At 61.7% G+C, this 12,871-nt stretch carries 8 protein-coding genes; 7 read left to right on the forward strand and 1 reads right to left on the reverse strand.

Annotated features, from left to right (window positions below):
* Positions 1-46 precede the first annotated feature (46 nt).
* The 5 genes from hrpA to FGL86_RS10955 all read left to right on the forward strand — a co-directional run bounded on the left by hrpA (position 47) and on the right by FGL86_RS10955 (position 7,797).
* Positions 47-3,994, forward strand: coding sequence for an ATP-dependent RNA helicase HrpA (gene hrpA, locus FGL86_RS10935; RefSeq protein ID WP_246131796.1), 3,948 nt, complete (start codon positions 47-49; stop codon positions 3,992-3,994).
* A 50-nt stretch (positions 3,995-4,044) separates the two neighbouring features.
* The gene (locus tag FGL86_RS10940) at positions 4,045-5,169 is read left to right on the forward strand and encodes a beta-ketoacyl-ACP synthase III (RefSeq protein ID WP_147184593.1); all 1,125 of its coding nucleotides are present in this window, start codon (positions 4,045-4,047) and stop codon (positions 5,167-5,169) included.
* 107 nt (positions 5,170-5,276) lie between these two features.
* The gene (locus tag FGL86_RS10945) at positions 5,277-6,095 is read left to right on the forward strand and encodes an MlaA family lipoprotein (protein ID WP_147186165.1); all 819 of its coding nucleotides are present in this window, start codon (positions 5,277-5,279) and stop codon (positions 6,093-6,095) included.
* Between the two features lie 12 nt (positions 6,096-6,107).
* A complete protein-coding gene (locus FGL86_RS10950; protein ID WP_147184594.1) occupies positions 6,108-7,292 on the forward strand; it encodes a PP2C family protein-serine/threonine phosphatase in 1,185 nt (394 codons plus the stop codon).
* Complete coding sequence (locus FGL86_RS10955) at positions 7,279-7,797, forward strand: STAS domain-containing protein (RefSeq protein WP_147184595.1); 519 nt, start codon at positions 7,279-7,281, stop codon at positions 7,795-7,797. Before FGL86_RS10950 ends, FGL86_RS10955 begins: the two co-directional genes overlap by 14 nt.
* A gap of 4 nt (positions 7,798-7,801) precedes the next feature.
* On the opposite strand, the gene tal is transcribed toward FGL86_RS10955, so the two are convergent.
* On the reverse strand, positions 7,802-8,737 hold the full coding sequence (gene tal, locus FGL86_RS10960; protein WP_147184596.1) for a transaldolase: 936 nt from the start codon (positions 8,735-8,737) through the stop codon (positions 7,802-7,804).
* A gap of 169 nt (positions 8,738-8,906) precedes the next feature.
* Between tal and FGL86_RS10965 the strand changes: the two genes are divergently transcribed.
* Positions 8,907-10,136 (forward strand): Bcr/CflA family multidrug efflux MFS transporter, encoded by a 1,230-nt coding sequence (locus FGL86_RS10965; protein ID WP_246131600.1) that lies wholly within the window; start codon positions 8,907-8,909, stop codon positions 10,134-10,136.
* 9 nt (positions 10,137-10,145) lie between these two features.
* On the forward strand, positions 10,146-12,866 hold the full coding sequence (locus FGL86_RS10970; protein ID WP_147184597.1) for an AsmA family protein: 2,721 nt from the start codon (positions 10,146-10,148) through the stop codon (positions 12,864-12,866).
* The last annotated feature ends 5 nt before the right edge of the window (positions 12,867-12,871 follow it).

A 12,871-nucleotide genomic window follows, 5' to 3' on the forward strand; every position in this document is an offset into this window, starting at 1 on the left:
CGCAACACTGCGCGAGGCGCTCGACGACACGCTCTCGCGGGACAGCATGACGCTGCGCAAGCGCCTGTCGGGTCTCGAGCATCGCGCTCGGCAGGGCAAGCCCGTCGATCGTGGCATTCAGGAGGTGGCGAAGCGTCTGGCGAGTTCCCAGGCCATACTGGCGCGACGGCGCGAACTCCCCGTCACCCTCAATTATCCCCCAGAACTGCCGGTGGTGGAGTATCGCGAGGATCTGCTCGAAGCGCTTTCCTCTCATCAGGTGGTGGTGGTGGCCGGGGAAACCGGCTCCGGCAAGACCACCCAGCTACCCAAGCTGTGCCTGGAACTGGGCCTGGGGCGGCGCGGGCTGATCGGTCACACCCAGCCCCGGCGTCTGGCGGCACGCTCCGTGGCGACTCGACTGGCGGAAGAGCTGCAGGTGCCCCTGGGCCAGCAGGTGGGCTACCAGGTGCGCTTCACGGATCAGACCGGTGACGACACCCTGATCAAGCTGATGACCGACGGTATCCTGCTGGCGGAAACCCAGCACGACCCGGATCTCAGCCGTTACGAGGCGATCATCATCGACGAGGCCCACGAGCGCAGCCTCAACATCGATTTCCTGCTGGGCTATCTCAAGCGTCTTACCAGTCGCCGCCCGGACCTCAAGATCATCATCACCTCAGCCACCATCGACGTGGAGCGTTTTGCCGCGCATTTTGCGACACAGCAGGCGGACGGCGAGTTAAAGCCCGCCCCGGTGGTGCAGGTGTCCGGACGCACCTATCCAGTGGAAGTCCACTATCGCCCGCTGGTGCGGGAGGCAGAAGACGAAAGCGACCTGACCTTGCAGGAGGGCATCCTTCACGCAGTGGAGGAAATTGAGAGTATCGAGCGGCAGAAGCGCTGGCTGCACGGCCCCCGGGACGTGCTGATCTTCCTGCCCGGGGAGCGAGAGATTCGTGAGACCGCGGACACCCTGCGCCGAGCCAATCTCAAGAGCACCGAGATTCTGCCGCTTTACGCCCGGCTCTCCAACGCGGAGCAGAACCGGGTGTTCCAGCCCCATCCGGGGCGACGCATCGTGCTAGCCACCAACGTCGCTGAGACCTCGCTGACGGTGCCGGGCATTCGCTACGTGATCGACCCGGGGCTGGTGCGCATCAGCCGCTACAGCTACCGGGCCAAGATCCAGCGCCTGCCCATCGAGCCGATCAGCCAGGCCAGCGCGGATCAGCGCAAGGGACGCTGCGGGCGTATCGCCGAAGGAGTATGCCTCAGACTTTACAGCGAGGAGGATTTCCTGGCGCGGCCGGCGTTCACCGAGCCGGAAATCCAGCGCACCAATCTGGCCTCGGTGATCCTGTCGATGCTGGCGCTGCGGCTAGGAGATATCGAAGCCTTTCCCTTCGTCGATCCGCCGGATTCCCGCTTCATCAAGGACGGTTTTCGCCTGCTGTTCGAACTGGGCGCAGTGAACGACGAGGAGCGCCTGACGAAGCTCGGGCGACAGCTGGCGCGGCTGCCCATCGACCCGCGTCTGGCGCGCATGGTGCTGGCGGGGGCGCAGGAGAAATGCCTGCGGGAGGTATTGATCGTGGTTTCGGCCCTGGCCATTCAGGATCCCCGGGAGCGGCCGGCGGAAAAACGCCAGGCGGCGGATCAGGCCCACAAGCGCTGGGAGGATCCGGAGTCGGATTTCGTCGCCTGGTTGAATCTCTGGGCCGGCTTCGATGCGGCCCGGGAAGAGCTTTCCGGCAACCAGCTGCGCCGCTGGTGCCGCGAACACTATCTGAATTACCTTCGCTTGCGGGAATGGCATGATACCTTTCGCCAGCTGCGCCTGCTGCTCAAGGACATGCAGATCCAGGTGCCGGCGCCGCCCGCAGCGGAAAAAATCGACGAAAGCACCGACCAGGAAGCCCGGCTGCGAGAGCGCCGTCGCGAAAATAGCGGCAAGCTGCATCGGGCGCTGCTGACCGGGCTTTTGTCGAACATTGGTCAGTTTCTGGAGAATCGTGAATACCTGGGCGCCCGCAACCGCAAGTTCATGATTCACCCTGGCTCGGGTCTCGCCAAGAAGACCCCTAAATGGATCATGGCCGGTGAGCTGGTGGAAACTACCCGGTTGTTCGCCCGCCAGGCGGCCAGGATCGAACCTCAATGGATCGAACCCCTGGCCGGGCATCTGGTCAAGCGTAGCTATAGCGAACCTCATTGGGAGATGAAACGCGCCCAGGTGGTGGCCTTCGAGCAGGTGACCCTGTTCGGCTTGCCGATCGTCTCCCGGCGCAGGGTGAACTACGGGCCTATTGCCCAGGCAGAGGCCCGGGAAATCTTTATTCGCCGGGCCCTGGTGGAAGGGGAGTATCGCACTCAGGCTGCGTTCTTTCGCCATAATCAGGCGCTGATCGATGAGGTGGAGAATCTCGAGGACCGCGCCCGCAAGCGCGATATCCTGGTGGACGAGGAAACTCTCTTCGATTTCTACGATCAGCGCCTGCCGGTGGATATCGTCGGCGGCAAGGGCTTCGAACATTGGCGTAAAAAGGCTGAAGCACAGGACCCCGAGATCCTCAAGCTGAACAAGGCGGACCTGATGGCTCGGGAGGCACAGGACGTCACTGCGGAACAGTATCCGGACAGCCTGAATCTGAACGGCGTGCGCTATCCGCTAAGCTATCATTTCCAGCCCGGTGCCGCGGATGACGGCGTGACCCTGACCGTGCCCGCCGCGATGCTGCCACAGCTGCCGGTGGACCGGCTCGACTGGCTGGTGCCGGGCTTGCTTCGGGAAAAGTGCATCGCTCTGCTCAAGTCGCTGCCCAAGGCCGTGCGCCGCCAGGTGGTGCCGATTCCCGACTGGGTGGACGCGGCACTGGAAGCGCTGGTTCCCGAGGACATGCCTCTGACCGTCGCCCTGGGCGATTTCCTGCGCATCAAGACCGGGCTGCGGCTGAAGGAAAGCGATTGGCGTCGGGATCAATTGGAGCCTCATCTGGTCTTCAATCTGAGGGTGGTGGATCACGAAGGGAACGTATTGGGTGAAGGTCGCGATCCGCGGGCCCTGGAGCGACGCTTTGTGAAGGCCGCCAGCGCCGGCGCCCAGGCCCTGGCGAAACAGGCAAGCGGCGGCAACCAGGTAACAGGCCTGCCGGAAGAGGGACTGGCGGAATCCAAGGTCACTACCCAGGCAGGGATTCGGGTCGAGGCCTATCCGGCGCTGGTGGAAAACGTTTCTCCAAAAAACGATACCGATAGCTTCAAGGTGGAGCTGTTCGATCATCCCGCTAAAGCCCAGCAGGCCCATCGCCACGGTATCAAGCGCCTGGCCATGCAGCGTTTGCCGGAGCAGGTCAGATCGCTGCGCGGGCTCAAGGGACTCGAACGCTGCGCGCTGCTGTTCGCCAAGGTAGGGAGCAAGGCTCAGCTGGTGGATGATTTCGTCGAAGCGATATTCCTCCAAGGTACTGCCTGGGATCCGCTGCCGCGTAGCCCACAGGATTTCGATGCGCGTCTGAAGGAAACGAGCGATCGGCTGTTGCCCTTGGGTGAGCAGCGCCTGGACCAGCTCGAGCAGGCCTTGAAAGGGCATCTCGAAGTGACCAAGCGACTCAAGGGCAACCTGAGTTTCGCCTTGGCGCTGGTGTACAGCGACATCAAGGCCCAGATGCAGCGCCTGGTGCACCCCGGATTCATCGGAGAGGCGGGGGACTGGCTCGAACACTATCCCCGCTATATGGAGGCGGCCTTGATTCGGTTGGAAAAGGCGCCCCGGGAGCGAGGGCGTGATCAGCTGTTGATGCAGGAGGTGGAGACTTTCGAGGCGCGGCTGGTGGATCGACGGGAAGCGACGCGCCGAGCAGGCTACGTGGACCCGGCGCTGGCGGAATTCGGCTGGTGGATCGAGGAACTGCGTGTCTCGCTGTTCGCTCAACAGCTTGGCACCTTGATGCCGGTTTCCGTCAAGCGACTGGAAAAACGCTGGGCGGAAATTACCGGCAAGCGCGGTTAGACTGCGGATACGCTGTCAGGATATCGCTGGAATACGAAAGAGTAGACACTATGACAACTACTGCGGTGATCACCGGCTCCGGGCTCTACACCCCGCTCGACAGCATTGATAATGCCGCCCTGGCGGCAAGTTTCAATGCCTGGGTGGATATGGAAAATGGCCGCCATGCCCGGGCCATCGAGGCCGGCGAGCGGGAGCCGCTTCTGCATTCGAGCCCTGAGTTCATCGTCAAGGCGTCGGGCATCCATAGCCGTCATGTGCTGGACGCGCAGGGTATTCTCGATCCCGAACGCATGCGGCCCAGGCTCCCCCAGCGAAGTAACGACGAGCCCTCGCTGCAATGCGAGATGGGTCTTGCCGCCGCTGGCGAGGCACTGCAGAATGCCGGCGTCGAAGCACAAGAGCTGGATATGGTGATCGTTGCCTGTTCCAACCTCGAGAGGCCGTATCCGGCGGTGGCGGTGGAGCTTCAGGCGGCGCTGGGCGCCGGGGGCCATGCCTTCGACATGAATGTGGCCTGCAGCTCGGCTACCTTCGCCATCGATATTGCCGCCAATGCGATTCGCGCAGGTAACGCCAGGCGTGTACTGGTGGTCAATCCGGAAATCTGTTCCGCGCATCTCAATTTCCGCGACCGGGATAGCCATTTCATCTTTGGCGATGCCTGCACGGCCCTGGTGATCGAGGCGAGCGACCTGGCGACCATGCCCGGCGCCTTCGAGATTCGCGGCACCCGGCTGGTGACGCGGTTTTCCAATGCGATTCGCAATAACGCGGGATTTCTCAATCGCGTAACGGATACGGACCCGCTGGCGGAGGACAAGCTGTTCGTGCAGGAAGGACGCCGGGTATTCAAGGAGGTCTGTCCGATGGTGGCGGCGCTGATCACCGATCACCTGGCCGGCTTCGACCTGAAAGGCAGCGATCTGTCGCGCTTGTGGCTGCATCAGGCCAATCGGCACATGAACGACATGATTGCCCGGCGGGTGCTGGGCAGCGTACCCGATGAGACTCAGGCGCCGATCATTCTCGATCGCTACGCCAACACCAGCTCCTGTGGTTCGATCATCGCCTTCCATCTCAATCGCGACGACTTGTCCGTTGACGACCTGGGGGTGGTATGTTCCTTCGGCGCCGGCTACAGTGCAGGAAATGTTATTTTATGTAAGCGATAAGCTTGCTCATCTTGCTATCAGGAATCTTTATGACGTTAAGGCGCAAGGAACAGTGCAATCAAGAAGTGCGCGGTCAGCCGCGGCGTAGCCAGGGATGGAAGGGTGTAATGCGAAACGCCTTGATCGCCATGGCCCTTGCGGGGTTGGCAGGCTGCGCCAGCACGCCGGATACCGAACGTAGTCCCGAGGATCCCTGGGAGGGCTTCAACCGCCAAGTATTCGCTTTCAACGATACCCTGGACCGCTATGCGCTTAAGCCAGTGGCGCAAGGCTATGCCTACGTGACCCCGGATCCTGTGGAGAAAAGCGTTGGCAACTTCTTTTCCAATCTGGGCGAATTACGTACGGTCCTCAACAGTATCCTGCAGTGGAAGTGGAACAATGCCGGGGTCGCCAGCGGGCGTTTCTTCGTCAATACCACCCTGGGGGTAGCGGGTCTGTTTGATGTGGCGACCTCAGCGGGAATCACCGCGAACAAGGAAGATTTCGGCCAGACCCTGGGCTGGTGGGGCGTCGATAGCGGGCCTTATCTGGTGCTGCCTCTGCTGGGGCCCAGCACCGTGCGGGATACCGGCGCGCTGCCGGTGGATATCTACAGCTACCCGCTGGCCTATGTCGAGGATGACAAGATACGGTTGTCCATCCGTGCCCTGCAGCTTGTCAATGTAAGGGCGTCACTGCTCGATCAGGAAAGATTCATACAAGGGGATCGCTATACGTTCATTCGCGATACGTTCCTGCAGAAGCGCCGTTTCGAGGTCAATGATGGTCAGTCCGGCAAGGATCCTTTTGCCAGCGACGACTTTGACTTCGACGATGCGGATTTCGATGAAGCGGATTTTGACGACGCAACGTCCGGTTCGGATATGCAGGGGAATGACGAGAGCGGAGCAGTGCAGCAATCTAACGGCGCGAACGCCGATTGAGGTAGGCCGGATATGGTCAGTTCACGGCATCTGATCGGCGTGCTCGATCGGCCAGGGAATGAACGCGATGCCTTGGCGGAAACCATCGCCAGTGATCGTTTCGCGGTGGCGACGGCAGAGCATTTTGCAGAGCTGCCGACGGGCATCGCCATGCTGGTGGCTCATGCGCGGGCGGTGCCCAGTCAGGAATGGGCCGCGCTGGCGGCCCGGCTGCCGACCCTGGTAGTCAGCGACAGTATGCTCGATAGCGATCTGCACAAGGCGGTGGACGCGGGGCTGGTCGATTATATCACTGACCCTCTGATACACGGGGATCTGTTGAGACGCATGATCGACAAGGCCATCGAAAACCATCGCCTGGCCGAGGCGCATGTCCGGGATCGGGAGCGGCTCGAGGAGCTCAACGAGCGCCTGGAAACCCACCTGGCGATGCTGCGTCTCGATCAGCAGGCCGGCGGGCATATTCAGCGCAAGCTGCTGCCGCCTTGCCCGCAATGGATCGGCGGCGTGGAGTGCGACTATTGGTTGGCGCCGTCGCTATATCTTTCCGGAGATTTCCTCGATTATCAGCGCTTCAACGACCGCTACAGCGCCTTCTATTTCGCCGATGTTTCCGGTCATGGCGCTTCTTCCGCCTTCGTGACCGTACTGCTCAAGTACCTCTGCAATCGCTGGCTGACGCAGTGGGATGGCGAAGCGCCGGAAGCCTTGCCTGCCCATTGGCTAGCCAGTCTCAATCAGGAACTGCTGGATACGGGCATCGGCAAGCATGCCACCTTGTTCGTCGGCATCATCGATCACCGGGAGCACTATCTGCATTACTCACTCGGCGCGCAGATGCCGCCAGCCATGCTGATTGTGGACGGCAAGCTGTCTCGTCTCGCCGGTCAGGGCATGCCGGTTGGACTATTCCCTCAAATGGAATATCCTCGGTTGGGTTGTGCACTGCCGCAAAACTTCCGATTATGGTTGTGTTCCGATGGAATCCTGGAGTGCCTTTCCGGCAATACCCTGGAAGGACGGCTCAAGGAACTCGAGGAACTGGTGCAGGAAGCCGGCGATATCGCCGCACTGAGAGAACGCTTGGCGCTGGAAGACTCGTCGCAGGAAGAGGCGGATCAAGACTCGTCTCGGATCGAGCTTCCGGATGACGTGACGATCATGACATTGAGCGGGTTTGCCGATGATACAGCATGATGGGCGACTGAAAGCTGCCTTCGAGAGCGGTGTCTTTGTGCTAAGGCTGTGTGGTGACGTGCGCTTGACGCTATGCGCCACCCTGGACAATCAGGCACAGCGACTGGCGGACATTCCGGGGCTCAAAGCGGTGATGATCGATCTGCGCGAGACCACTAACGTGGATTCCACTGCCCTAGGGTTTCTTGCCAAGGTGGCTCTGGCGGTCAAGGGGCGGCTGGGGCAATCACCTACCATCGTAGTGAATAACCCGGACGTGCGGCGCATGCTGGATGTGATGGGGTTCGAGAAGTTCTTTACCCTGGTCGAGGCGCCGCTGGTGGAGCTCGACGCCTTGGCGGAGTTGCCCCTGGCTAGAGCAGACGTCGAAGCCGAAGAGGAAGGGCTCAAGCAGCGCATTCTTGAAGCGCATCGTATCCTGATGCGTATCAACGATCACAATCGGGAGCAGTTTCAACCCTTGGTGGAACTGCTGGAGGAGCAGCTCCACCATACCGCTGAATAGCCGTTCAGCGGCGCAGTGCTTCGAGTAGTTTCTCCAGCTTGCGCTGATCACTCATGAACTTGCGGATACCTTCGGCGAGCTTCTCCGTCGCCATGGCATCCTCGTTCATCGCCCAGCGAAACTCCTCTTCCGCCAGCGGCTCCGGTATCGAGGTGCTGGCACCGACGGCTTTCAGGCGCTGGGTAAGTTCTCCCTGGTCCTCCGCCAGTTCCTTCAGCAGCTTGGGAGAGATCGTCAGGCGATCGCAGCCCGCCAGAGCCTCGATTTCTCCACAGTTTCTGAAGCTCGCGCCCATCACGATGGTCTTGTAGCCGTGTCCCTTGTAGTGTTCGTAAATGCGCCTGACGGACTGCACCCCCGGATCGCGTTCGCCGCTCAGATCCGCCTCGGGATCCTGCGCCTGATACCAGTCGAGGATACGCCCCACGAAGGGCGAGATCAGGGTGACGCCGGCGTCGGCGCAGGCCTGGGCCTGAGCGAAACTGAACAGCAAGGTGAGGTTGGTATGGATGCCTTCGCGCTCCAGCTGTTGCGCGGCGCGAATGCCTTCCCAGGTGGAGGCCACCTTGATCAGGATGCGGTCCCGGCCCACGCCGTTGCGTTCGTAGCGCTCGATCAGAGAGTGGGCACGATTCAGCGTGGCTTGAGTGTCGAAGGACAAACGAGCGCTGACTTCCGTAGAGACGTAGCCCGGCACCAGCGCGCTGATCTCGCTGCCGATATCCACCGCCACCGCGTCCAGGGCGTCGTCGATATCCTTGCTTTGCCGAGCCAGCTCCGCGATGCGTTCCCGGCGACCCTCGTGCTGCGCCGCTTGAAGAATCAATGAGGGATTGGTGGTGGCGTCCGTGGGCTGGAAGCGCTTGATAGCCTCCAGGTCGCCGGTATCCGCCACCACGGTAGTCATGGTCTTGAGTTGTGAAAGCTTGTCTTGCGCCATGGGAAAGAGTCCTGATTGACGTTTATCGTCTTTGCATTCTAGGGGTGAAATCCTGCGTTTCATTTTATCAAGCCCTGGCCGTGACGCCTATCCGCACAAGAATCGTCCGGTCAATCTCGGTTATGCTTGATGTCCTTTTTCATGTGTTATCTTGCTGCAAGGAGACTAGGTGAAGCCGACGGTTACGCCAGGATCAACCCTCACTCTCAGCTCGCGCCGAGTGGCATTGCTGGTGGCGGCCAATACCGCCCTGGCGCCTTTCGCCATCGATGCCTACCTGCCCGCCATGCCGGCTCTGGCAGCGTCGATAGGCGCGAGCATTCATCACACGGAGCTTTCCATCAGCCTGTTCCTGCTGGGGTTCGCCATCGGTCAACTGACCGGTGGGCCACTGTCGGATCGAGTCGGGCGCAAGCCGGTATTGCTGGTCGGACTCACGGTGTTCCTGCTGGCGAGCCTGGCGATCACTCAGGTTTCGTCGCTGCACGGCCTCTGGGCCTGGCGTTTCGTTCAGGCGCTGGGCGGGGGTGCCTGCGTGGTCAATTCCGCGGCCATCGTGCGGGACTGTTTCAGCGGACGCGAGGCGGCCAAGGTCATGTCCACCATGGCGATGATTCTGATGCTCGCGCCCTTGGCGGCCCCGGCGGTAGGCAGCGTCTTGCTTTACCTGGCGGGCTGGTGGCTGATCTTCGTGTTTCTCGCGGTGTACGCGGCGTTTCTGCTCTGGCTGATGGGCACGAGGCTTCCGGAAACCCGCAGCCCGGATCAGCCCAGCGCCTCGCCGAGACAGGTATTGGCTAATTACGCCAGCGTCTTTCGCCATCGCGAAGGCATGGGCTACATCTGTTCCGTCGCCATGACCTTCGCCGGCATGTTCGCCTTCATTACCGCCTCGCCGTTCATCTACATGCAGCACTATGGCCTGTCGCCGGCCATGTACCCGGTGGTGTTCGGCGCCAATGTGGTGGTCATGGCCTCATCCAACCGGTTGAACATCCATCTGATGCGCTGGCGTACCCCGCAGCAGAACCTGCGCCTGGGGCTCTCCATCCAGCTGACGGCGGCATTGATCCTGGTGCTGCTGGTCGCCTCGGGGCTGGATTCCATTTATACGGTGGTGCCTGGGATCATGCTGTTCGTCGGGGTGGTGGGGCTGATCACCCCCAACGCCATTTCCTCCCTGCTGGAGCATTTCAGTCATATGAGCGCTACCGCCACGGCGCTTTTGGGCAGCATCCAGTTTACCTGTGGTGCCCTGGCGGGGGTGCTGGTGGGCGCCTTCGAGATCGAAAATCCCTGGCCCATGGTGCTGACCATGCTGACCGTATCGCTGATCGGCAATATCGCCGCGAGACGCTTGATCGGCCGAGAACTGGATAAGCCGGTTCTTTCCACCTGAGAGGCGATCATGCACGCCAGGCCCCCTCCTTCGACGTTCCCCAAGCGCCGGTATCTCCGCTGGCTGGCCGGCGGAATTGGCGTAGTGGTGCTGTTGGGCACGGGTTATCTGATCGGCCTGGCGTGGCTGCTCGACAGTCACTGGCTGCAGCAGCGCCTGTCCCGGCTGCCCGGTGTGACGGTAAGCTGGAGCGCGGCGAGCAGCCCATCCCTCGATCGACTCGACGTGCAGAACCTGACGATTCGCCGTGCCGACGAGAACCTTGCCGTCGCGTTGGAAGTCGATCGGGCGCGACTGCACCTGTCCTGGTGGGCGCTGCTGTTTCGTCGCCTGGAAATTCATTCTCTCGAGGCGGAAGGATTGCGTTCCTTGGAGGTCAACGAGCATCGCCTGATGGCTGGCGCGACCAGTCGAGTGCGTTTCGACGATCTCGTATTGGACGAGGAAAATCTGGGTGTCGGCGGCATGGAACTGGCGCTGAAGGAAGCGCGTATTCGACGCATGCAAGGCCCGGACGATCATCGGACGCTGGCTCGGGATATTCGACTGCAAGGCGAGTTTTCCCTGCAGACCTTCCGGCCTGCCCAGGCCCCCGGCCTCTTGGCTCTAAAATTTCTTTCCGGTGATCTCGAAGTGGCTGCCGAGGCAGACGCCTGGGATGTCTTCAACCCCTATCTGGTGGAACTCGACGGTCTGCGTCTGGCGGGGAGAGGAAACCTGCAAGGCCGACTCGCCATCGCAAAAGGGGTCTTGCTGGCGGATAGCGAGTTGACCCTGAACTCGCCGCAGCTGGCTCTCGATCTTGATGAAAAGGCGCTACTCGCGCCGAAAAGCGCCCTCGCACAGAAGAACGGTCGCCGTTACCGGTTGGAGGGCAGAGGGCAGGTAACGGCCCGTATCGAGAAACAGGAGGACGCCGCTGTCTCGGTGCTGACTCTGTCCCTGGACAACATGCGGATGGTCGACCTGTCGGAAAACCGGCCTTTTCTGACCAGCAAGCGATTCCACCTGAGCGGCGATCTGCCGCAGCTTGACCTGGCGTCGCCGCCTCGGGCGCTGGATACTGCCGCGCTGGTCTGGCAAGACGCCAGGCTGCCGGATGCAGCGGCACTGGCGCGCTACCTGCCGAAAAATCTGCCCTTCGATCTGCATGGCGGCAAGGCCCGCCTCGATGCTCGTCTCGACTATCGGGATGATCGGCTGCAAGGCGGTTTCGAGTTGAGCGGTGATAGCGTGGACCTGACCTTGCTGGGGCGTCGTATCGCGAGCGAACTCGGACTTGATGTGAAGCTGGTGGAGTTGAATCCGCTTCAAGGTCGGCTAAACCTTTCCGGTACCCGGCTGCGGGTCCGGGCACGCAATTCCGATGATAGCGTTCCCCTGCAAACCGAACTGCTGCTGCGAGAAGCGCGCCTGACTCTTGCAAGTACCTCGAACGCCGCAACACCGCCGCTAGCGGGCCGGGTAGTGCTTCAGGGGCGGGTGGCGGAACTGGGTTTTTTCGATAAGTTCCTGCCCGGGGCTCACGGCCTGGCACTGAGCGGTAACGGGCTGCTGGAAGCGGAACTGATCCTGCAGGGAGATCTCTTGCAGCCCGGCAGCCGGCTATGGATAAGCGCGGATCCCTTGGGGCTTGAGTTTCTGGATTACGTAGCCTCCGGCAGCGGGCGGGTGGAAGCCACGATTGACAGCGCATCAGGGAGCGTCGTCCTGCGTATTGCCCTGCCGGCCTTCGCACTACGCAGCCAGGGATCTGATATCAGTCATGTCAGCGGTCGCCACCTGCTGATCGAAACGACCCTGTCCGACACCGCACTGAGCGAAGCGCTGAGCGGAATGCCCCCGACGCTGGAAGATCAGGTCACCCGCATCAGCCTGCCGCGGATCGAAGTTCCCGACCTGAGACTCTACAACGCCTATCTCCCCCAGGACGCGGGGGTTGAATTGCTCTCCGGCCAGGCCAGCCTGGAAGCCTATCTGGATCTGCAGGGCTACCAGGCCCGGGGAAATCTGGCGCTGAACGCCTTCGAAGCGGCCCTGCGAATCGGCGATCAGCGCATGCAGGGAGATATCGGGCTCCAGGTTCGACTGGCGGAAGGAGATCTGCAGCGCAGGTGGTTCGACGTGTCCGGTTCGACCCTCAGGCTCGACAATCTATCGCGCCAGGGCGGCAGTCTGCTTCACCAGGCGGAGGAAAGCGGCTGGTGGGTGGAGCTGAAGCTCGAGGCGGGACAGCTGCTCTGGGCGCAGCCCTTGAACCTGAATGCCGGGCTTGCGCTGCGCATGCGCGACAGCGGCTTTCCGCTGCGCCTGCTGCTGGAGGACGTGCGCCAGCGAAAGTGGCTGAACCGGCTGCTGACGGTGCGTAACATCCAGGGCCGTGCCCGGCTGCAACTGGCGGACAAGAGCCTGGTGCTGCGGGATGCGCGACTCACCGGACAGCAGCTGGAAATCCTCGCGGACCTGGTGCGCCAAGGCGAAACCCTGGATGGTGCTCTGTACGCCGGGTACGCGGCTCTGGGCCTGGGGCTCGAGATAGACGCGGGCAAAACCCGTTTGCATCTGATCAAGCCGCGCCGCTGGTACGAGCAGGCGCGGCGTTCATCCAAAGCGAAGCCTGATCTAGAGACACCGGTTCAACAGCAACCGGCGCTGAAAACGCCGCCGAAAGAAGACTGGTACCGGGCGCTGCCTCTGTCCCCGGTAGTATCCGATCCGTTGAAAGAATGATGTTT

The sequence above is a fragment of the Pistricoccus aurantiacus genome, assembly GCF_007954585.1.
Taxonomy (GTDB): domain Bacteria; phylum Pseudomonadota; class Gammaproteobacteria; order Pseudomonadales; family Halomonadaceae; genus Pistricoccus; species Pistricoccus aurantiacus.

Coding starts and splice junctions, on each gene's coding strand:
- hrpA (WP_246131796.1), top strand. CDS start 47: ATGACGCTGCGCAAGCGCCTGTCGGGTCTCGAGCATCGCGCTCGGCAG.
- FGL86_RS10940 (WP_147184593.1), top strand. CDS start 4,045: ATGACAACTACTGCGGTGATCACCGGCTCCGGGCTCTACACCCCGCTC.
- FGL86_RS10945 (WP_147186165.1), top strand. CDS start 5,277: ATGCGAAACGCCTTGATCGCCATGGCCCTTGCGGGGTTGGCAGGCTGC.
- FGL86_RS10950 (WP_147184594.1), top strand. CDS start 6,108: ATGGTCAGTTCACGGCATCTGATCGGCGTGCTCGATCGGCCAGGGAAT.
- FGL86_RS10955 (WP_147184595.1), top strand. CDS start 7,279: ATGATACAGCATGATGGGCGACTGAAAGCTGCCTTCGAGAGCGGTGTC.
- tal (WP_147184596.1), bottom strand. CDS start 8,737: ATGGCGCAAGACAAGCTTTCACAACTCAAGACCATGACTACCGTGGTG.
- FGL86_RS10970 (WP_147184597.1), top strand. CDS start 10,146: ATGCACGCCAGGCCCCCTCCTTCGACGTTCCCCAAGCGCCGGTATCTC.